Here is an 18,181-nt window from a genome sequence, read left to right as displayed (position 1 = left end):
TTTAACGCAATTCGAGTCTAAACGGAAATCGAGACGGCGACTAAAGTCGCTTATCGACTTATTCCCATGTCTAAAGCCAGGGGCTTGCGTCTCGCTTTTCGGTCATTGTTACAATGTTTAACATAGACACCCGACACTTTTCTATATTCATGAATCTAAAGACGGTATCGCCAGCCTCATCTAAATCTTATTCGCAACCAGGGCATCAGGAGCCAGCATACCCAGCCATTGCGGAAGATACAACAGCAATTGTTGCCCCCACAGTAAGCGTAGAGCGGGCGTCCCTGTCAGTAGCGCCAACTAAACTTGCAACTGAGATCGGCTCTGACTCAGACACAGAAGGGCTACGATACGATCCGGAAGCGATCGCCGAATATTATCGACAGCGCCCTTTACAAGTATGGACAAGATTTTTAGGCATTGTGTGGCCGTTTTTCACCTTTGCTGCCGGCTTGTGGTGGGATCGCAAGTGGGGGCGCATCGCAGAGAATCAGCGGCGACGAGCTGTTCAGTTGCGGGAGATCTTGACTAAACTGGGCCCAGCCTACATCAAAGTCGGACAAGCCCTCTCGACTCGCCCAGACTTAGTTCCCCCCCTATATCTAGAAGAATTAACTCATCTGCAAGACCAACTCCCCCCCTTTCCCAACGAGGTGGCTTACCAATTTATAGAAGAAGAACTGGGTGCAAGACCGGAAGAACTTTACGCAGAACTATCGCCAGATCCCCTGGCAGCAGCTTCCTTGGGTCAAGTATACAAAGGCAAACTCAAAACTGGCGAAGTTGTCGCCGTCAAAGTACAGCGACCGGATCTAGCCCAAAAAATTACTCTAGATTTGTACATCGGGCGCTCCTTAGCAGCATGGGCGAAGAAAACCTTTAAATTGGTACGCAGCGATTTGGTCGCGATCCTGGATGAATTTGGCAGTCGCATCTTTGAGGAAATGGACTATATCCAGGAGGGACACAACGCCGAGCGATTTGAGCGGCTCTACGGCAATATACCGGATATTTACATACCCAAAATTTACTGGGAATACACCCAGCGTCGCGTTTTGACAATGGAGTGGGTCAACGGCACCAAGTTGACCAATTTGGATGCTATCCAACAACAGGGAATTGATGCTCGTCATTTAATTGAAGTGGGCGTCCAGTGTTCTCTCCGCCAGTTGCTAGAACACGGCTTTTTCCACGCCGATCCTCACCCCGGCAATCTCTTAGCGAGTCCGGATGGGAAATTGGTTTATCTGGACTTTGGTATGATGAGCGAGGTGAAACCCTACCAGCGATATGGCTTAATTGAAGCAGTCGTGCATTTGGTGAACCGGGATTTTGAAGGTTTAGCCCGCGATTACGTGAAGTTGGAGTTTTTAACGCCGGATACTGACTTGACGCCGATTATCCCAGCATTTGCCTCTGTATTTAACAATGCGCTGGGAGCAAGTGTGGCCGAACTGAATTTTAAGAGCATTACCGATCAGCTCTCGGCGTTGATGTACGAGTATCCGTTCCGCGTACCCGCTTACTACGCTTTAATCATTCGTTCTCTGGTTACTTTGGAAGGGATTGCGATTTATATCGATCCTGAGTTTAAGGTTCTCAGCAAAGCTTATCCCTACGTTGCCAAACGTCTGCTGACCGATCCGGCATCGGAATTACGCACTTCGCTGCGGGATCTGCTGTTTAAAGATGGCAAGTTTCGCTGGAATCGTTTGGAAAATTTGCTGCGGAATGCGCGGATTTCTCAAGATTACGATATCAACCAGGTGTTGAATCAAACGGTGGACTTTCTGTTTTCGGAACGGGGTGAGTTCATCCGCAAAAATCTCGCTGATGAAATTGTCAATAGTTTAGATGCGCTGACGCGCAATGCTTTGCAAAACTTTACCTATGCTGTTCGCGAACGGGTTGGCTTAGCGGTAAACGAGAAGCCGATCGCTAATGATACGCCCAGTAGCTTAGAGCATATAAAACGGATTTGGCAAATTCTGCAAGAAACTCCTGGCTTTGACGCTCAGCAGTTGCTACCCCTGATTCCCAAACTGTTGGTGAAGCCAGAAACGCAACAGATGGGTCAGCAAGTGGCGAGCGGTTTAGCCCAACGTGCGGCGGCGCGGCTGATCCGGGAAATTTTAGTCGCGGAAGAAGGCGATCGATCTCAGCAGAACGGCCACAAGTCTAACCCTCGATTGGCACTGCCGGGAGGAACTAGGGGCTAGGGAAAGAGTGGGGGAGTGGGGGAGTGGGGGAGCGGAAGAATTAATATTTTCCCTTTTCCGCTTTTCCTTTTTCCCTTTTCCCTTTTCCCTCTTCCCTCTTCCCGACGCCCGACGCCCGACGCCCGACGCCCTACCTCCTAGCCCCTAACCCCTAACCCCTAACCCCGACGCGCTAAGAATTTTTCAGCTTGGCTTCTAACTCTTGAATCTTATTCTGACAAGCTTCGAGTTCGGAGTTAAAGCGGGTCAGAATTTCCTGTTTTTCGGCTTCTAAGACTTGAATCTGTTTTTGCAGCTTGATCTCCAACTGTTGAATTTCTTCCCTACGGGCTTCTAGTTCCACGGAACGGCGGGCCAAATCTTGCTTCTCTATAGTGAGGGATTGCAGCCCTTCTTCTACCCGTTCCTTTTCCTGCCGCAAGAAAGCTGGGGTAATACCACTGCTGAGATAGTTTTTCACCAAATCCAGCACCCAGTCCTTTGCACTTTGAACGCTCAAAATCTGCCGCGTTGGGGAAATATCGACTAAAACCAGGGAGCCATCATTACTGCAATCCGTCTCTGTAGCTGAAATCTCGTCAATCTCGCTTATTAATGCCCAAGTATATGCAGATTCTTGGCGAGCTATCAATCGCAGCTTGGGCTCGCCTGACAATCCTTGCTTTTGCACCTGGGCTAAATGTAGCATTGCCTTTATTGTTTACTACTTCACGTCCAATTTTATATACAACTCCCCCCATGAAAACCTAGCACCCTTAAGTATGGGAGAACGGGTTGCACCTAAAGGTGCAGTATAGTACGCTAATGGACAACCTGGCGAAAACTATTTAAACCCCAAAGCAATTGAAAACGCCAGAGCCCAGACAAAGCAATACTAAGGTATTTGAGGATGGGAGGCTGGGGAAAATGAGCGATATATGGAAACCACATCCCCACGCTGGCTAGTTCGCCGAGATATAGACGGATTCTTTGGATTAGCACTTGACAATTTTATTCAAATTCTACTGATTGTAAATCTCTGTGGAGGGGTACTGGGCTTCCCCGCTGCCATGATTTACGGACGCATCCTACCGGGAGTAGCACTGAGTTTAATAGTTGGTAATTTTTATTACAGTTGGCTGGCCTACAAGCAAGGCCAACAGCAGCAAAGAGAGGATATCACGGCTTTGCCTTATGGTATCAATACAGTGAGTCTGTTTGCTTATGTTTTCTTGGTAATGTTACCGGTGAAGTTGGGTGCGATCGCTAACGGTATCCCCCCAGAACAAGCGGCGGAATTAGCTTGGCAAGCAGGTTTGGTGGCTTGTTTGGGCAGTGGTGCGATCGAATTCGGCGGTGCTTGGATTGGCAATACTCTCCGGCGTATGGCTCCCCGTGCTGCTCTCCTCTCTACTTTAGGCGGTATTGCGCTCACTTTTATTGCGATCGGCTTTTTATTCCGTACTTTTGCCAACCCAGTTGTAGGTTTAGTGCCATTAGGCGTAATACTCCTCACTTATTTCGGGCGAGTCAAATTCGGTATTCCGGGTGGTTTGTTAGCAGTGTTGCTGGGAATTGCGCTAGCTTGGGGAACGGGATTGATGAGTTGGGATAGCGCCCGTTTTGCCGATGCTGTAAAACCTATAGGTGTTTACTTACCCGGTTTCTTTTTAGGTGATTTGTGGCAAGCACGGGGGGTATTGCTGGAATATGTCAGCATTATCCTCCCGATGGGATTGTTTAACCTCATCGGTAGCATTCAAAATTTGGAAAGTGCGGAAGCGGCGGGAGATACTTACCCGGCGGCACCTTGCCTTGCTGCGAATGGGATAGGCACAATTGTAGCGGCTATCTGCGGTTCTTGTTTCCCCACTACTATTTATATCGGTCATCCGGGCTGGAAAGCGATGGGGGCAAGGATTGGTTATTCCGTTCTCAATGGCGTAGTGATGGGTTTGCTGTGCTTGAGCGGTACTGTGGCGCTATTAGCTTATTTTGTACCCATTGAAGCGGGAATGGCGATCGTTCTTTGGATCGGTATTGTGATTGTTGCACAGAGCTTTGAAGCAACGCCAATTCATCATGCGCCTGCGGTTGTGGTAGGATTGTTGCCTGCGATCGCGGGTTGGGCAGCACTGATAGCTAAAAATTCCCTCCGCGCCGCTGGTTTGGGTACGCCAGAAAAACCATTTACTGCCGATTTAGTACCTCTATTTAAACTTAGCGATACTTACATTGATGGAACTTTTGCCCTCGAACAGGGTTTCATTTTTTCGGCAATGATTCTATCAGCCATTACTGTCTACATCATAGAACGGCAATTTCGTCAAGCAGCATTTTGGTCATTAGGTGCAGCCTTACTTTCCTGGGTAGGATTAATGCACGCTTACAATTGGACAGTTGCCGATACAGTAATTAAATTGGGTTGGGGTGCGGGAAGTTCTTGGGCAGTAGGTTATATTTTGCTGGCGATTTTGTTTTTCTATGCAGCATGGCAAGAGCGAAATTCGCGAAACGAAAGGCAATCTATGGTTGATGAAGATGGCGATGATAAAACGCCCAACCCATAGTGTAGTCGCATTCAGAAATGGTGGTCATAAGGAAAGTAAATTGAGGTTTGAGATGTTATAATAAGATATTTAAGAAAGCCTGGATGTATCCATTTTAAGAAAACACGATAGCTATGACTGAGTTACTTGAACGAGCGATCGCCAAACTGAAAACATTACCTGCTAGAGAACAAGATGCGATCGCTGCCATGATTTTGGAAGAACTCGAAGATGAAATCAAGTGGGACGCAGCATTTGCAAGTTCTCATAACGCTCTTGCTAAACTTGCTACCGATGCAATGGCCGAGTACAAAGCTGGGAAAGTTTTAGATGATATACGATGCAATGGCTGAGTATGGAGGATGAAATGGTTGTTACACTACAACTGCGCCAAATAGATGTTCAACCAGGGCAATACTTGACATTGCGCGAGATTAGTTGGGCAGAGTTTGAAGCAATTTTAAACGAAATTGGAGAACATCGCGCTGCACGAATTGCTTACTATCAAGGGGTGCTAGAAATTCGGATGCCGTTACCAGAACATGAAATTAACAAAGAACTAATCGGCGACATGGTTAAGTTGTTGCTTGATGAGTTAGAAATGGACTGGGAACCTTACGGCTCGACAACATTTAAACGTGCGGAAATGTCAGCAGGTATAGAACCAGATACCTGTTTTTATATCCAAAATTCCCGCCGAATGATTGGAAAGCGACGGCTAAATATGTCACTTGACCCACCACCAGATTTAGCAATAGAAATAGACGTAACTTCCAAAACGCAACTTTCCGCTTATGTGGCGTTAGGTGTGCCGGAACTTTGGTGTTATGAAAATGGCAAGTTGCAAGTATTCCTGTTACGTGACAGCGAATACGTGCAGGTAGAAACTAGCCCAACATTTGCTAATTTGCCTGCGATCGAGGGAATTGTGCAATTTTTGAAATTGAGCGAAACAGAGGGAGCTAGTGCAGCACGAAAAGCGTTTCGGCAATGGGTGCGTGAAGCTTTGATTTTACCGAATTAGATATTATAATATCTAAGTGTAGCAAAACCAACTAAAATACTAATAAAAAAGCTACTTGTTTATGAACATTACAGATCTCAAAACAGCCGTGACGCAACTATCACAAGATGAACTGGCAGAATTTGTCGAATGGCTCAATAAGTTCCAAGAGTCTCAGTGGGATAAACAAATTGAAGAAGATAAAACCAAAGAAGAAATAATAGCTGATTTCCGTCAAGCTTGGTATGAAGCAATGACTGGACAAACCATTCCTATTGCTCAAGTTTGGGAAGGCGTATTCAATCATTCAAGCTTAGCTGATTAACTACATCCAAAGGTATCTCTAACGCCTCTGCAATTTGTTCATCGCTTAAGCCAAAATCCCGTAATTTATCAATTGTTTCAAGCTTAGTTTCATTATTGCTTTTCTGCTGGAAATCAGGAGTTGTAGGTTTACTTTTTTCTGGGGTAGCAGTAGAGGGAACAGGGCAATTTTTGATAGAACCTATACCTATAATGTTTTTATGACGAGTGTTTTTATTACCAAAAGTTATTTTTACATTTATTTGCCGTTCTAATACAGATTCAAGATTACTTTTCTTTACTTTTTCACCAAAGACATCAGATAAAATTTGCAAAAGTTCGTGACTGGCTTTTTTTACGTGCTGGGCGCTATAACCATAATTTTCTGAAACATCAGCATATTTTTGACCATTTAGTATTCCCGCGATAATCCTCCGTTGCAAGTTATTCAGATGTTTATTTGTCTTGGCGTAGACAGCTTCATCGACAGATTGCAATATCTGAGGAATGTCCATAAGTGGGTAGATGAGGTAGTTATGGTTACTATATCCAACTTTTTCCCACTTTTTGCAACTTTTTTGGGTGGTTATGCCAATTATTTATATTTCTTTACGAAAGATCCAACTTTTTCCCACTTTTTCGGCTTTTCAGGCGTTGAGGGGCAGAGCTAGCATGAGAAATGAAAAGTTCCATAGGGCAAAAGGAAACAAGAGAATGCTTAAGAAAATTACTACTTATTCAGCTATAGTTTTGATATCAGCGCTTTCGGTTGTTACTTTTTTATCTTTACCTAGTGAAGCACGCAATCGTTGCCGAGGGTTGGGGCAACATTTAGATCCTACTATGCAATGCAACGTGACAGAGTTTACTGCTCAAGCTCCAATTCCTTCTAGTCGTCCCGGCATTGCTGAAATTCAGCGCGTACACCATGAAGTGATAGGAGTGACTGGTGGCAATGCTTACGTAGCTACTGCTCAGAATATGCTTGCTAATGGAAAAACGCTTCGAGATGTAAGAATTTATTTGATTGACAACTTCTCTGAAGCAGCAATTCAGCGTGTACACACTGAAGTGATAGGAGTGACTGGTGGCCGCGTTTACGTAGCTGATGCTAAGGCTATGCTTGCTGATGGAAAAACGCTTCGAGATGTAAGAATTTATTTGATTGACAAATTCTCTGAAGCAGCAATTCAGCGTGTACACAATGAAGTGATAGGAGGGAATGGTGGCCCCGCTTACGTAGCTACTGCTAAGGCTATGCTTACTGATGGAAAAACGCTTCGAGATGTAAGAGAGTACCTAATCAGGAACTTTAAAAGGTAACTTAAATCAATAATACTTGCATTAATTTTGGGTAAGTAGACCCCAGAAACCCGCTTTCTTCAAGAAACCGGGTTTCTATGTAAAGTCACCTGAAAAGCGCTTTATTCCTGAGATATGATAGAGATGACTTCTAGAAAATTTTCTATGAGCATCAGTCTCACTTCTGAACAAGAACGTTTTATTCAAACCAAGCTGCAAGCTGGGAAATACCGATCGGCCCAAGAAATCCTAGAAATAGCCTTGCAATTGCTCGATGAATAAGATCGCGCCGATGCTGCTTATGTTGAGGATGTGCGAGCAAAAATTGACGCCGCCATCTCAGCAACCGATCGAACACCACCCATTGACGGCGAAACTTTTGTCAGCGAAATTTTAGAACGTTTCCAGCAAGGGCGTCAGACACAAAAATGAGCCGCTACGTTATCAACATTCTCGCGAAGCTACTTTCCGAATCACTCTTGCTGGAAGTAGTGGACAACACCCACCTCTACCGCTATGTGCCAATAACTATAGCTTGTCCCTTAATAGCTGTAGGTATAACCGCTAAAACCTTTGGTATCAGAGGCTTCAGATCCGCCAAACGGTTAGATGATGCCTGCAAAACAAGCACTGCTATGTCAAAATCTGGCAAATTTTGCTGAAATGACAGGTTACGGTCAACTGTAATGAAAATATCAAATTCTGTCGCCGCAAGAGCAAGAAGCTGTCCATTTTTTGTGCCAGCCCATCCCATCTGTGGAACTGTTTTCACCTCGTAGCCTACAAACTCTCTGGCAAGTTTGCGATCGATGCACTCATCTAGAAGAAGCTTCATATTATGCCACCATGCTGACAAATTGTTTTCCAACTTCTTCCAATAATGCGATAACTTGCTCCCTATTTACCGTCGGAAATCCATCCAGAAAATCATCAATAGACTCTCCCGCTTTCAAATAGTCTAAGAGTGTCTGCACCGGAACTCTTGTGCTAGCAAAAACCGGAGTTCCACCCATAATTTCGGGAGATATGCTAATAACAGAAGAGTTTTTAAGCATGGTCTTTTATCTTTTTACTCTAGTATCTATATTTTATCTAACTCTGCAAAACTTACTACGATCGAGTCGAAGATTTCTTTTCGCAGCAAGTACCAATGATGCTTGCAGAAGTAGCGATCGAAAAGCGATCGCAATTCTCCCCTATGCGTCAAAAAGGTTAGCCAACCGCAATGCAATTACCCTTCTGTTAAAATGAAAACAAATGCAAGAGGTATTTCTAATGAGTATTTGTGACATAGCGATCGCATTGAACTGCGTGATAGACTTAAGACTAGATTGCTAGTTACTCGGTGAAGTCAGCATGAACCCACAGTTAACACAGGTTTTTGAGCTAACCCTCTCGGAAAAATTGCAACTTGTCGAAGACTTATGGGACAGCATTGCCGAGCTTCCCGATCGAATCCCTGTACTTGACTGGCAAAAAGAAGAACTTGCCAGGAGAAAAGCAAGATATTTGCAAAATCCAGAATCGGGAAGTTCATGGGAGGCAGCTAAGGAACGAATTCGTAGCAAAAATTATGGTGCTTAGAAATCTGATTATTCTCCCAGAAGCAGAACAAGATGTTGCGGAGGCTTATGTTTGGTATGAAGAACAGGAACTTGGTTTGGGTGAGGAGTTCCTTCGTTGTGTCGATGCTTGCATTCAATTTATACGGCGAAATTCAGAGATGTATCCGGTAGTTCACGAGAGCTATCGAAGGGCTGTAATTCGCCGCTTCCCTTACGTTATATTTTATGAAGAAGTGAACTATACGATTATTGTTTACTCAGTTTTTCACTGCTCTCAAGATCCGCAGAAATGGCGTAGTCGTCTGCCGTAGGGATTTGCATTTGCACCTCCTACAATTCTCAAGCGAGGCGATGTTTACAGAAGTAGCGATCGCTTTTCGCAGCAAGTACCCATGATGCTTGCAGAAGTAGCGATCGCTTTTCGATCGCAATTCACCCTTGCTGTATTCCTAAGATATGATAGAGACGACTTCTAGAAAATTTTCTATGAGCATCAGTCTCAATTCCGAAGAAGAACGTTTTTGTTTTGACAAGGAGAAATTATGACTACCGATACGGCTTTATGGAAAATCGTTGTTAATATGCCAGATGATCTCAAGAAAGAACTTCTGCATTATGCAGAATATTTGCTTGAAAAGTATCCAAATTATCCAGAAAATACCAAACAAACCCAAGAAATTGCTGATAAACGTCCTTTAGCGGGTTCAATGAAAGGAACTTTTGTTTTGCCTTTGCCAGATGATTTTGATGAACCACTGCAAGATTTTGAGGAATATATGTAATGAATTCTATTTTGTTAGATACCCATGCTTTTATTTGGTTAGCAGAGGACGATCCAAATTTACCTGTTTCGCTGCGAGATGCGATCGAAAATACAGATAACGTTTTTGTCAGTATTGCGAGTTTTTGGGAAATATCTATCAAGATTAAGATAGGTAAACTTTCTTTGCTATCTGACTTTAATGAGATGGAATATAGCTTTCAATCTACAAGATTTAAGCTATTGCCAATTTCCTTAAAAGATACAATACAGCTTTATAATCTCCCCTTGTATCATAAAGATCCGTTCGATCGCATTCTGGTAGCACAGGCGATGAATAATTCTCTAGTTTTAATTAGTCGTGATGTGGCTTTTGATGCTTATCCAGTTCGGCGAATGTGGCTATGAATAAGCGGTAGCTACAGTTTACAGATTGGACTATTTGTTAACATGGAACTGTAGGTATATTGGTAATGCAAGTATAAGACCACATAGCATTTGGCCTAACTTTAAGAATCATATCTTTGGGAGTAAACATTTCCCAATATGCTAAACCAGAATCATCCTCAATTTCTGGGATAAGTATCAACTCATATCCATTCGAGAAACCCATATTAAAACCTAACTCTGGAGTAGGTACAAACCAACTAATATGATTATGCTCGATCGCTTTAATTTTTTGTCGAATATTTTCCGCATCTTCCTCAGAAGTAACAATAGTTTCTCCTTCCGATTTAAGTTTCCAAGGATTTCCTCGCGTTCCTACTATCCACTCTCCTTTTTCTTTACCAGCCATCGATTTTTGGGAGTAAGGAATTCTTGCACCAATATGAAGGCTTAATTCATCTCCATAACTTAAGTTGGCTTTCCAACAGATTTGTAAGAAAACATTCACTGTGATTTTTGCTATTTCCCTGATATCCCTTAATTTGGTCACTTTCCGAACAAAGTTAGTATCAGTAGGGTATTGCCCACCTACAATTTTAGTGCGATCGCCTATCGAGACATACTTACCGCTATCGGTTCAATTTTGGAAACTGCCACTGCAATAACTGCAAACGCCTCACCTTCTTCATTCAATACCTCTAAAACATAACCATCTTCCTGTCCTTCAGGTCTTGGACAATAATCTACTATAATTGCAGTAGTTCCCTTCGGCAAATTGTATTCAGTAATATCTTCTTTTAAACTTACTTCGGAAAACATTTCAAATTCCATAATCCACCTCTTATAGCTAATTTGGTAAAAGTGTAACAAATCTTGTCTCATTAGAAAATGAATCTACAATCCAGAAAGTCGCTACTTGAAGACTAACTCCATTAGAACCTACTAAAACTCCTTCAATCTTATAGATATTACCAAAAGGACTTTCTTTATCTAAAGTAGCTTCATTCATCAGCAAGCTTCTTAAGTCCCGTTCAAGTTGTTGCCAGTTATCAAGAGTATATCCTGCTTGAGCTAAAAACCCAGACTTATCATCTTTTGGTTTCCATACTAGCAAATATCTTGTCAGCTTTGCTTCAGGAATAACTGCATTTGGATTGAGATAAGTCACTTGCTTAATTCAGGATAAATCTAAAAGTTTAAGTTTTTGCCCCTAAAGTAAGGTGGGCAATGCCCACCCTACCATATTAACCCAGTTGCTTCAATCTTTCGCGCAAAATCTCCGCTTGCTTCTGTGCTTCCGCTAACGCATCCCTAGCAGCTTGCACCACTTCCGGCGCAGCTTTATCCACAAAATTAGGATTGCTTAAACGCCCAGAAATTGATTTAATTTCCGCTTCTATTTTGGTTAATTTTTTCTGCAACTTGGCGCTTAAAGCTGCTACATCTACGATACCAGCTAGCGGAATTAAAACTTGCACAGTACCAACTACACCCGCCATATTCTGCCCGATTTCTCCATCCAAACTAGGAGTAATGGTCAGATTTTCCACCTTAGCTAAAGTTTGAATATAACTTTCGCCAGATGTCAGGATTTGCCGTTCTCTGTCGCTTTCACTTTGCAAGATTGCCGTTACTTTCGCACCTGGTTTAATATCCACCTCAGCGCGGAGATTTCGCAAAGTGCGAATTGTGTTAATTAGCAAATCGAAATCTTGTTCCAATTCTGGATTAATTAGCGCTGTATCTGCTTTTGGAAAAGCTTGCAACGCCAATGATTTATCCTCGCCAGATTGAGTGAGAGTATGCCAAATTTCCTCCGTAATATGCGGCATGAAAGGATGCAGTAATTTCAAAGTTCCTTCCAACACGAAAGCAATAGTTTGTTGGGCAACCTTTTTAGTATTAGCATCGCTATCTTTTTGCAGGCGAGACTTCACTAATTCGATATACCAATCGCAGAAATCACCCCAGAAGAAATCGTACAAACCTTTCGCCGCTTCTCCCAAACTGTAACTTTCGATATATTTGCCAGTTTGCTGCACAACCTGATTATATCGGGAGAGAATCCATCTGTCTGATAATTCCAGATTTTCTGTTGCTGCTTCGCCTAATTGTTGCGGCGTTTGTTCCTCCAAATTCATCATCGCAAAACGAGAAGCATTCCACAATTTATTCGTGAAATTGCGCGAAGCTTCCACCGCCGATGATTCGCCTGTTTTGCGGTTGTATCCTTCCATGCGGATATCTTGACCCGCACCTGCTACTTGCTTCACCAAAGTGAAACGCAAAGCATCTGTGCCATATTTATCAATTAAGTCTAACGGGTCGATGCCATTACCTTTGGTTTTCGACATCTTTTCACCGTTTTCATCCAACACCAAACCGTGAATGTAAACGTCTTTGAACGGCATTTTTTCGGTAAAATATCCTGCCATCATCGTCATTCTGGCAACCCAGAAAAAGATGATGTCAAAACCAGTAACTAGGGTAGAAGTTGGGTAGTAAAATTCCAAATCTTTGGTATTTTCCGGCCAACCTAAAGTAGAAAATGGCCACAATCCAGAAGAAAACCAAGTATCGAGAACATCTGGATCTTGTTTTAGCTCGAATGGCTTTTTCCCATTAAAAAAAGCTTTTGCTTTCTCTTGGGCTTCTACTCCGCATCGCGCTACAAAAAAGGGCGTACTATCAGTAATTTCGCCATTAGTTTCGCTGACAGCATACCAAGCGGGGATTTGATGACCCCACCACAATTGACGAGAAATACACCAATCTTTTAATTTCACCAACCAATCGCGATAAACTTTTGTCCAGCGTTGAGGTACAAATTCCGGCGAGTTTTTTTCATCCAAGAATTCTAACGCTTGGTCAGCCATCGGACGAATTTTGACGAACCATTGAGTAGAGAGGAGAGGTTCGATCGCAACTTTACCGCGATCGCTATAAGGTACAGTATGCTTATAATCCTCAATCTTGACCAAAAATCCATCATCTTCTAACCGTTGCACCACGTTTTTCCGCGCCACAAAACGGTCTTGCCCAACAAATGGCCCTGCATTTTCATTCAGCGAGCCATCCTTATTCATAATATTGATAAACGGCAAATTATGCCGCTTACCCATTTCAAAATCATTCGGGTCATGCGCTGGCGTTACCTTCACACAGCCAGTACCGAATTCCATCTCTACCAACTCATCGCCAATAATCGGAATTTCCCGATTCATAATTGGCAAAGTCACCGTTTTCCCAATTAAATGTTTGTAGCGATTATCGTTAGGATTCACCGCCACCGCAGTATCACCCAACATCGTTTCCGGTCGAGTTGTTGCGACTTCCAAATAACCCGAATTATCAGAAAGCGGATAACGGAAATGCCACAAATTACCGTTAACTTCCTTATCATCAACTTCCAAATCTGAAACGGCAGATTGAGTAGCCGGACACCAGTTTACCAAATAATTGCCGCGATAAATCAGACCTTCCTCATAGAGTCGGACAAAAGCTTCCACAACTGCTTCGGATAAGCCTCCATCCATCGTGAAGCGTTCCCGCGACCAATCCACAGATAAGCCCAAACGCCTGAGTTGATATACAATTGAACCGCCAGAATTCTCTTTCCATTGCCAAGCGCGTTCTAGGAACTTCTCGCGTCCTAAATCTTGGCGAGTTATCTTCTCTTTTTCCAGTTCCCGTTCCAACATGACGTGAACGGCGATGCTGGCGTGGTCAGTTCCCGGTACCCAGAGAGTATTGCGTCCGGTCATCCGGTGATAGCGGACGACGATATCCATAATCGTTTGCCCCAAAGCGTGACCCATGTGCAAACTACCAGTCACGTTGGGGGGTGGGATGACCATGCTGTAGGATTCGCCGCCTTTTGCTGGGTCAGCTTTAAAGATTTCTTTTTCTTCCCAAAATTTTTGCCACTTGGCTTCGGTATTGGAGGGGTCGTATTGGGGGGGTAGGGTTGAAGTCATCTGTTAAGGGATACGCTGTTTGTATTAAAATTTTGACATAGGGATGGAGAGAGAAGAGAGAATGAAGCGCGAAGGCGCGATAGCGAAGCGAAACGCGATAGCGTTTTAGAACGCGAAGAAAGAAGAGAGAAGAATGAGAGAGCTTAATGATGAGGTGGAAGAGTTAGCTTATCGGGTAATTGGGGCGGCGATTGAGGTGCATCGGGTTTTGGGGCCAGGTTTTTTGGAGTCAGTGTATCAGGAAGCTTTAGAAATAGAATTTCCGATGCGCGGGATACGCTGTCAACCTCAGAAGCCGGTAGCAGTGACAGACAAAGGTTTTCAGGTCGGTGAGGGCAAATTAGATTTTCTTGTCGGTGACACTCTAATTGTGGAATTTAAAGCTGTAGAAAATTTAGCACCCATCCACGAAGCCCAAGTAATCTCCTATTTTAAAATGACCAATCATCCCCTCGCCCTTCTCATCAACTTCAACGTCCCCGTTCTCAAAGAAGGCATCAAACGCATCATCTCCTCCTCTTAACTCTTCTTCCTCTTCCTTCGCGCTCTAAAACGCTATCGCGTTTCGCTTCGCTATCGCGTCTTCGCGGTTCGTTAAAAAACTTATACTCTAGCCAAAGGTGAAATAGCCTTTACTTCCGCATTAAGAGTAACAAAATATAATTCTATATTCAAATCTGGATAGCGATCGCGTATTTGCCAATAAGCCCCACTCAAGTATTCTTCATGGACTTTTTCTTCTTTTTCACTATCTTCACTTAATTTTGGATCGATCTTATCTGCATAAGCGCTACAGTCTTGATGATCGAATATCATTACTTTTTGAATATGATGCAATCGATAGGATAATTTCAATTGATCCCAAAAAGCTTCGGCGTCTGCTTGCTGGGGAATTCCGCTTAAAGCTAAGGAAGCACCCGCCAAAGCTGTCAAGTCGTATTGATTACCGAGATGTTGCAATGATAAAAAGTAACGTTGTGCTTCTAAAACGCGAGAGTCAATGCAACTGAGGACTAAAGCTTTGGCGGTGTTGGCTGCTTTGGCAGGCTGAGCATTTGATAGCACAGCGACAGAAAGTGCCGTTGGTAGGAGTTGCAGAAAGTGGCGACGGTTGATGCAGTTAAGACAATTGGGACTGTGGTTCATGGGATACCGGGTGCAGGTGGATAATACTGGTAGCTATTACCACTCATACCAGAAAACCCGGTTTTTCGATAGGCTTACGTTATAATAACTTAATTTGTGGCATTCTACAGGATATGAGCTTATTAAATAATTACTAATAAAAATGAACGAACTTAAGCTGGCCTTAAGAAATGATGACTCGTTCGATATGTTTTCCGATTGGTTAGTATCATTTACAAAGTATAATTTTAAGGGTAAACCTAGCGAAAATGAAGTGATATTTATTAAAATTTTTATTAAAAAACAGTAGATTTTTTGAGTAAATGTGCCTTCAAAAAATCAAACCAGCCGCGCAGTCGATTACTCGTCTTAAGTTACGCGGCTTGACCGAAAAAAAGCGGTTTTAAGCCTTCCATTTGAATGGGAATCATCAAAAAAATTTCCTATTTCAAGCTCCACTCTTTTAAGAGCCAGCCAATCCAAAATCCTTGCATCGGGTGACCCAGTTTAACAACTGAGAATCTGCACAGCCACTTCATCCGATTCATCTGGAGCGCTCCGAATGCTGAGCCCCTACATAACACATATTTCCTTCTTTTTGTCAATTCATTCTACTGGACTGGCACTCTAGCTCTCGTCCTCCATACTATATATTCTGCTCGTTTCCACCCTCCCGATATCCCAAAACACCTGAATTAGCTGGGTTTCTCGCCACCTGACTCAAAGCTCCTATGGGAAGCTTTGGCTTTTGCGATCGCTCCCACCTGTCCAGCCACCATTACCCTTCCGCAACGGCCTTTTTCGGTTTTCTCGGATTTTACTTTAAATTATTGTATTAATTAATACTTTATATTAGAAAAAATTATTTTTGGTAATTCCCAAAACCTATTCCTCATCAAGATTATAAAATTTTTTATGCGGAATAAATTAAGTAATTTTTATTACATACATTTACTATAGATACGAATGTATGGATATCTGAGGCAAAGATTTATGACTAAATTGTTACAAAGTTTAATACAATAGACTCATCCATAAGAACTAGGTATTTTTTCTTAGTACCATGATGGCCGATCAATTTCCCTGGCTTACTGCGATTGTCCTGCTCCCACTCGTTGCTTCCTTTATCATCCCCGTGCTGCCGGATAAAGACGGCAAGCGCGTGCGGTGGTATGCCCTGGGTGTAGGCATCGCGGATTTTGTGTTGATGTGCTATGCCTTCTGGAAGCATTACGATGCGAGCAGCGCTACTTTTCAACTCGCAGAAAAGTATGCCTGGATACCTCAGTTAGGTCTTAACTGGGCAGTGTCGGTCGATGGAATATCCGTTCCGTTGGTGCTTCTGGCTGGATTCGTGACGACGCTTTCCATACTGGCGGCGTGGCAAGTCGATGTCAAACCCCGTCTGTTCTATTTCCTGATGCTGGTACTGTACTCAGCACAGATAGGAGTGTTTGTTGCCCAGGACTTGCTGCTTCTCTTCATTATGTGGGAGATAGAGCTAGTTCCCGTTTACCTGCTCGTCTCCATTTGGGGTGGCCCAAAACGCCGTTACGCAGCTACAAAATTCATCCTTTATACAGCAGCAGCTTCTATATTTATTCTGGTCGCAGCCCTGGCAATGGCGCTTTACGGCGGCGGCAATTTGACCTTCGATATGGTCGAACTCGCCATCAAAGATTATCCGATCGCATTAGAACTGCTGCTTTATGCTGGATTGCTGATTGCCTTTGGCCTCAAGCTGGCTGTCTTCCCCCTGCACACATGGTTGCCTGATGCCCACGGCGAAGCTTCCGCGCCCGTATCCATGATTCTGGCAGGCGTATTGCTGAAAATGGGCGGATACGGACTGATTCGCGTGAATATGGAGATGCTCTCCGACGCTCACGTCTACTTTGCACCGGTGCTGGTAATCCTGGGCGTTGTCAATATCATCTACGGTGCGTTGGCTTCTTTTGCCCAGACCAACATGAAGCGCCGCCTAGCCTACTCGTCAGTTTCCCACATGGGATTTGTCCTGCTGGGGATTGCCTCTTACACCGACTTGGGAGTCAGCGGTGCGATGCTGCAAATGATTTCCCACGGTTTGATTGCTTCAGTGCTATTCTTCTTGGCAGGCGTAACATACGATCGCACCCATACAATGGCAATGAACGAAATGGGCGGCGTCGGTCAAGCTATGCCCAAAGTGTTCGCCCTCTTTACAGTAGGTGCGATGGCGTCTCTCGCCCTCCCCGGTATGAGTGGCTTTGCTAGCGAACTCTCGGTCTTCGTGGGTGTGACCACCAGCGATATCTACACTTCAACCTTCCGCACTGTCACTGTATTTCTCGCCGCAGTAGGAGTTATCCTCACGCCGATATATCTGCTCTCTATGTTGCGCCAAGTATTTTACTACACTGGTGCCACCTGCGATATTGCACCCTCCTGCGATATTAACGATATCAGCTTGAGAAATGAGGGACATGAAGAAGCAGTTTGTTTCGGTACAAGTTGCGTCCTTCCTATTCACGCCAAGTTTAACGATGCCAGTCCGCGTGAAATATTCATCGCTGCTAGCTTTTTAGTGCTGATTATCGGTATTGGTTTCTATCCCAAGTTGGCTACCCAAGTATACGATGTGAAAACTGTAGCGGTGAACGCTGACATTCGTCAATCGTATACCCAAATTGCAGAAGGAAATCCTCAGATTTATGCCCAGGAATTTTTGTCTCCTGTAATTGCGAAGTCTGAATTAGAACCTGTTTTGGGGATTGTGAAGTAAAGTTATCTGCTTTTACCTGGGTTGAAAGTTGAGCGATCGTTCTTTCTTAATCGGAGGAGCGATCGCTTTTTTATGGCTCTCCCGTTCTTGAGGTGATAATAAAAATTTAAATAAGACTGCTGACATTGACACGAGAGCAAGCAGATGGGTATCCAAAGCCAGTTAAAGCAAATATCTATCCCAACTTTAGAAACGTTAAGGCAAAACCCCTCGATCGTCTCTTCATTTTTTGCTGCTAAGTGGCTTCC

Annotated in this window: 22 protein-coding genes and 1 pseudogene; 13 read left to right on the top strand and 10 right to left on the bottom strand. The window is 43.7% G+C overall.

Annotation, left to right across the window (positions count from 1 at the left end):
* Positions 1 to 149 precede the first annotated feature (149 nt).
* A complete protein-coding gene (locus H6G03_RS19280; protein ID WP_190466855.1) occupies positions 150 to 2,219 on the top strand; it encodes an ABC1 kinase family protein in 2,070 nt (689 codons plus the stop codon).
* Between the two features lie 172 nt (positions 2,220 to 2,391).
* On the opposite strand, the gene H6G03_RS19275 is transcribed toward H6G03_RS19280, so the two are convergent.
* On the bottom strand, positions 2,392 to 2,907 hold the full coding sequence (locus H6G03_RS19275; RefSeq protein ID WP_190466852.1) for a hypothetical protein: 516 nt from the start codon (positions 2,905 to 2,907) through the stop codon (positions 2,392 to 2,394).
* Positions 2,908 to 3,136: 229 nt separating this feature from the next.
* Here H6G03_RS19275 and H6G03_RS19270 point away from each other — a divergent pair, with 229 nt between their 5' ends.
* From H6G03_RS19270 to H6G03_RS19255, 4 genes are all read left to right on the top strand, one after another.
* Complete coding sequence (locus H6G03_RS19270; protein ID WP_190466849.1) at positions 3,137 to 4,768, top strand: SulP family inorganic anion transporter; 1,632 nt, start codon at positions 3,137 to 3,139, stop codon at positions 4,766 to 4,768.
* A 113-nt stretch (positions 4,769 to 4,881) separates the two neighbouring features.
* The gene (locus tag H6G03_RS19265; protein WP_190466846.1) at positions 4,882 to 5,100 is read left to right on the top strand and encodes a hypothetical protein; all 219 of its coding nucleotides are present in this window, start codon (positions 4,882 to 4,884) and stop codon (positions 5,098 to 5,100) included.
* Positions 5,101 to 5,114: 14 nt separating this feature from the next.
* Positions 5,115 to 5,771, top strand: a complete 657-nt coding sequence (locus H6G03_RS19260) for a Uma2 family endonuclease (RefSeq protein WP_190466841.1) — start codon at positions 5,115 to 5,117, stop codon at positions 5,769 to 5,771.
* A gap of 61 nt (positions 5,772 to 5,832) precedes the next feature.
* Positions 5,833 to 6,075, top strand: a complete 243-nt coding sequence (locus tag H6G03_RS19255; RefSeq protein WP_190466870.1) for a hypothetical protein — start codon at positions 5,833 to 5,835, stop codon at positions 6,073 to 6,075.
* On the opposite strand, the gene H6G03_RS19250 is transcribed toward H6G03_RS19255, so the two are convergent.
* Entirely contained in the window at positions 6,050 to 6,568 is a 519-nt protein-coding gene (locus tag H6G03_RS19250) for a hypothetical protein (protein WP_190466838.1), read from the bottom strand. The two genes, H6G03_RS19255 and H6G03_RS19250, sit on opposite strands and share 26 nt — an antisense overlap.
* A 157-nt stretch (positions 6,569 to 6,725) precedes the next feature.
* Here H6G03_RS19250 and H6G03_RS19245 point away from each other — a divergent pair, with 157 nt between their 5' ends.
* Both H6G03_RS19245 and H6G03_RS39800 read left to right on the top strand, forming a co-directional pair.
* Positions 6,726 to 7,376: a hypothetical protein gene (locus H6G03_RS19245; protein ID WP_190466836.1), complete on the top strand. Its 651-nt coding sequence runs from the start codon at positions 6,726 to 6,728 to the stop codon at positions 7,374 to 7,376.
* A gap of 144 nt (positions 7,377 to 7,520) precedes the next feature.
* A pseudogene (locus H6G03_RS39800) lies at positions 7,521 to 7,787 on the top strand (ribbon-helix-helix domain-containing protein).
* 82 nt (positions 7,788 to 7,869) lie between these two features.
* Here the strand turns inward: H6G03_RS39800 and H6G03_RS19235 are convergent.
* The 3 genes from H6G03_RS19235 to H6G03_RS38890 are packed head-to-tail and all read right to left on the bottom strand — an operon-like array spanning position 7,870 to position 8,562.
* The gene (locus H6G03_RS19235) at positions 7,870 to 8,190 is read right to left on the bottom strand and encodes a DUF5615 family PIN-like protein (RefSeq protein ID WP_190466834.1); all 321 of its coding nucleotides are present in this window, start codon (positions 8,188 to 8,190) and stop codon (positions 7,870 to 7,872) included.
* A 1-nt stretch (position 8,191) separates the two neighbouring features.
* Positions 8,192 to 8,410, bottom strand: coding sequence for a DUF433 domain-containing protein (locus H6G03_RS19230; protein ID WP_190466830.1), 219 nt, complete (start codon positions 8,408 to 8,410; stop codon positions 8,192 to 8,194).
* A 26-nt stretch (positions 8,411 to 8,436) separates the two neighbouring features.
* Positions 8,437 to 8,562, bottom strand: a complete 126-nt coding sequence (locus tag H6G03_RS38890; protein ID WP_255512253.1) for a hypothetical protein — start codon at positions 8,560 to 8,562, stop codon at positions 8,437 to 8,439.
* A gap of 149 nt (positions 8,563 to 8,711) precedes the next feature.
* On the opposite strand from H6G03_RS38890, the gene H6G03_RS19225 reads away from it, so the two are divergent.
* The 4 genes from H6G03_RS19225 to H6G03_RS19210 all read left to right on the top strand — a co-directional run bounded on the left by H6G03_RS19225 (position 8,712) and on the right by H6G03_RS19210 (position 10,088).
* Positions 8,712 to 8,939 carry an addiction module protein gene (locus tag H6G03_RS19225; protein WP_190466826.1) on the top strand — a complete coding sequence of 76 codons (228 nt, stop codon included), beginning with the start codon at positions 8,712 to 8,714 and terminating at the stop codon, positions 8,937 to 8,939.
* The gene (locus H6G03_RS19220) at positions 8,929 to 9,231 is read left to right on the top strand and encodes a type II toxin-antitoxin system RelE/ParE family toxin (RefSeq protein ID WP_199315370.1); all 303 of its coding nucleotides are present in this window, start codon (positions 8,929 to 8,931) and stop codon (positions 9,229 to 9,231) included. Before H6G03_RS19225 ends, H6G03_RS19220 begins: the two co-directional genes overlap by 11 nt.
* 231 nt (positions 9,232 to 9,462) lie before the next feature.
* Positions 9,463 to 9,702 carry a type II toxin-antitoxin system VapB family antitoxin gene (gene vapB / locus H6G03_RS19215; protein WP_190466823.1) on the top strand — a complete coding sequence of 80 codons (240 nt, stop codon included), beginning with the start codon at positions 9,463 to 9,465 and terminating at the stop codon, positions 9,700 to 9,702.
* Positions 9,702 to 10,088 carry a type II toxin-antitoxin system VapC family toxin gene (locus H6G03_RS19210; RefSeq protein ID WP_190466821.1) on the top strand — a complete coding sequence of 129 codons (387 nt, stop codon included), beginning with the start codon at positions 9,702 to 9,704 and terminating at the stop codon, positions 10,086 to 10,088. Before vapB ends, H6G03_RS19210 begins: the two co-directional genes overlap by 1 nt.
* 37 nt (positions 10,089 to 10,125) lie before the next feature.
* Here the strand turns inward: H6G03_RS19210 and H6G03_RS19205 are convergent, their stop codons facing one another.
* From H6G03_RS19205 to H6G03_RS19190, 4 genes are all read right to left on the bottom strand, one after another.
* Complete coding sequence (locus H6G03_RS19205) at positions 10,126 to 10,575, bottom strand: hypothetical protein (RefSeq protein ID WP_190466818.1); 450 nt, start codon at positions 10,573 to 10,575, stop codon at positions 10,126 to 10,128.
* Positions 10,576 to 10,676: 101 nt separating this feature from the next.
* Positions 10,677 to 10,898 (bottom strand): DUF4926 domain-containing protein, encoded by a 222-nt coding sequence (locus H6G03_RS19200; RefSeq protein ID WP_190466814.1) that lies wholly within the window; start codon positions 10,896 to 10,898, stop codon positions 10,677 to 10,679.
* A 16-nt stretch (positions 10,899 to 10,914) separates the two neighbouring features.
* Positions 10,915 to 11,235 (bottom strand): DUF6883 domain-containing protein, encoded by a 321-nt coding sequence (locus H6G03_RS19195; RefSeq protein WP_190466811.1) that lies wholly within the window; start codon positions 11,233 to 11,235, stop codon positions 10,915 to 10,917.
* Positions 11,236 to 11,311: 76 nt separating this feature from the next.
* Positions 11,312 to 14,044, bottom strand: a complete 2,733-nt coding sequence (locus tag H6G03_RS19190; protein WP_190466808.1) for a valine--tRNA ligase — start codon at positions 14,042 to 14,044, stop codon at positions 11,312 to 11,314.
* A gap of 133 nt (positions 14,045 to 14,177) precedes the next feature.
* On the opposite strand from H6G03_RS19190, the gene H6G03_RS19185 reads away from it, so the two are divergent.
* Entirely contained in the window at positions 14,178 to 14,567 is a 390-nt protein-coding gene (locus H6G03_RS19185; RefSeq protein ID WP_190466804.1) for a GxxExxY protein, read from the top strand.
* 80 nt (positions 14,568 to 14,647) lie between these two features.
* On the opposite strand, the gene H6G03_RS19180 is transcribed toward H6G03_RS19185, so the two are convergent.
* On the bottom strand, positions 14,648 to 15,190 hold the full coding sequence (locus tag H6G03_RS19180) for a carbonic anhydrase (RefSeq protein WP_190466799.1): 543 nt from the start codon (positions 15,188 to 15,190) through the stop codon (positions 14,648 to 14,650).
* Positions 15,191 to 16,232: 1,042 nt separating this feature from the next.
* Between H6G03_RS19180 and H6G03_RS19175 the strand changes: the two genes are divergently transcribed.
* Positions 16,233 to 17,933, top strand: coding sequence for an NAD(P)H-quinone oxidoreductase subunit 4 (locus H6G03_RS19175; RefSeq protein ID WP_190466797.1), 1,701 nt, complete (start codon positions 16,233 to 16,235; stop codon positions 17,931 to 17,933).
* Positions 17,934 to 18,181: the final 248 nt, after the last annotated feature.

This window comes from Aerosakkonema funiforme FACHB-1375 (assembly GCF_014696265.1).
GTDB lineage: Bacteria > Cyanobacteriota > Cyanobacteriia > Cyanobacteriales > Aerosakkonemataceae > Aerosakkonema > Aerosakkonema funiforme_A.
The sequence above is the reverse complement of the archived record's forward strand: the minus strand, read 5'-3'. Positions and strand labels throughout refer to the sequence as shown.

Bases quoted from the DNA above. Each gene is read 5' to 3' on its own strand.
- H6G03_RS19200 (WP_190466814.1), bottom strand. From the start codon at position 10,898: ATGGAATTTGAAATGTTTTCCGAAGTAAGTTTAAAAGAAGATATTACT.
- H6G03_RS19265 (WP_190466846.1), top strand. From the start codon at position 4,882: ATGACTGAGTTACTTGAACGAGCGATCGCCAAACTGAAAACATTACCT.
- H6G03_RS19225 (WP_190466826.1), top strand. From the start codon at position 8,712: ATGAACCCACAGTTAACACAGGTTTTTGAGCTAACCCTCTCGGAAAAA.
- H6G03_RS19220 (WP_199315370.1), top strand. From the start codon at position 8,929: ATGGTGCTTAGAAATCTGATTATTCTCCCAGAAGCAGAACAAGATGTT.
- H6G03_RS19260 (WP_190466841.1), top strand. From the start codon at position 5,115: ATGGTTGTTACACTACAACTGCGCCAAATAGATGTTCAACCAGGGCAA.
- vapB (WP_190466823.1), top strand. From the start codon at position 9,463: ATGACTACCGATACGGCTTTATGGAAAATCGTTGTTAATATGCCAGAT.
- H6G03_RS19245 (WP_190466836.1), top strand. From the start codon at position 6,726: ATGAGAAATGAAAAGTTCCATAGGGCAAAAGGAAACAAGAGAATGCTT.
- H6G03_RS19250 (WP_190466838.1), bottom strand. From the start codon at position 6,568: ATGGACATTCCTCAGATATTGCAATCTGTCGATGAAGCTGTCTACGCC.
- H6G03_RS19255 (WP_190466870.1), top strand. From the start codon at position 5,833: ATGAACATTACAGATCTCAAAACAGCCGTGACGCAACTATCACAAGAT.
- H6G03_RS19235 (WP_190466834.1), bottom strand. From the start codon at position 8,190: ATGAAGCTTCTTCTAGATGAGTGCATCGATCGCAAACTTGCCAGAGAG.
- H6G03_RS19230 (WP_190466830.1), bottom strand. From the start codon at position 8,410: ATGCTTAAAAACTCTTCTGTTATTAGCATATCTCCCGAAATTATGGGT.
- H6G03_RS19185 (WP_190466804.1), top strand. From the start codon at position 14,178: ATGAGAGAGCTTAATGATGAGGTGGAAGAGTTAGCTTATCGGGTAATT.
- H6G03_RS19275 (WP_190466852.1), bottom strand. From the start codon at position 2,907: ATGCTACATTTAGCCCAGGTGCAAAAGCAAGGATTGTCAGGCGAGCCC.
- H6G03_RS19280 (WP_190466855.1), top strand. From the start codon at position 150: ATGAATCTAAAGACGGTATCGCCAGCCTCATCTAAATCTTATTCGCAA.
- H6G03_RS19270 (WP_190466849.1), top strand. From the start codon at position 3,137: ATGGAAACCACATCCCCACGCTGGCTAGTTCGCCGAGATATAGACGGA.
- H6G03_RS19190 (WP_190466808.1), bottom strand. From the start codon at position 14,044: ATGACTTCAACCCTACCCCCCCAATACGACCCCTCCAATACCGAAGCC.
- H6G03_RS19180 (WP_190466799.1), bottom strand. From the start codon at position 15,190: ATGAACCACAGTCCCAATTGTCTTAACTGCATCAACCGTCGCCACTTT.
- H6G03_RS19210 (WP_190466821.1), top strand. From the start codon at position 9,702: ATGAATTCTATTTTGTTAGATACCCATGCTTTTATTTGGTTAGCAGAG.
- H6G03_RS19175 (WP_190466797.1), top strand. From the start codon at position 16,233: ATGATGGCCGATCAATTTCCCTGGCTTACTGCGATTGTCCTGCTCCCA.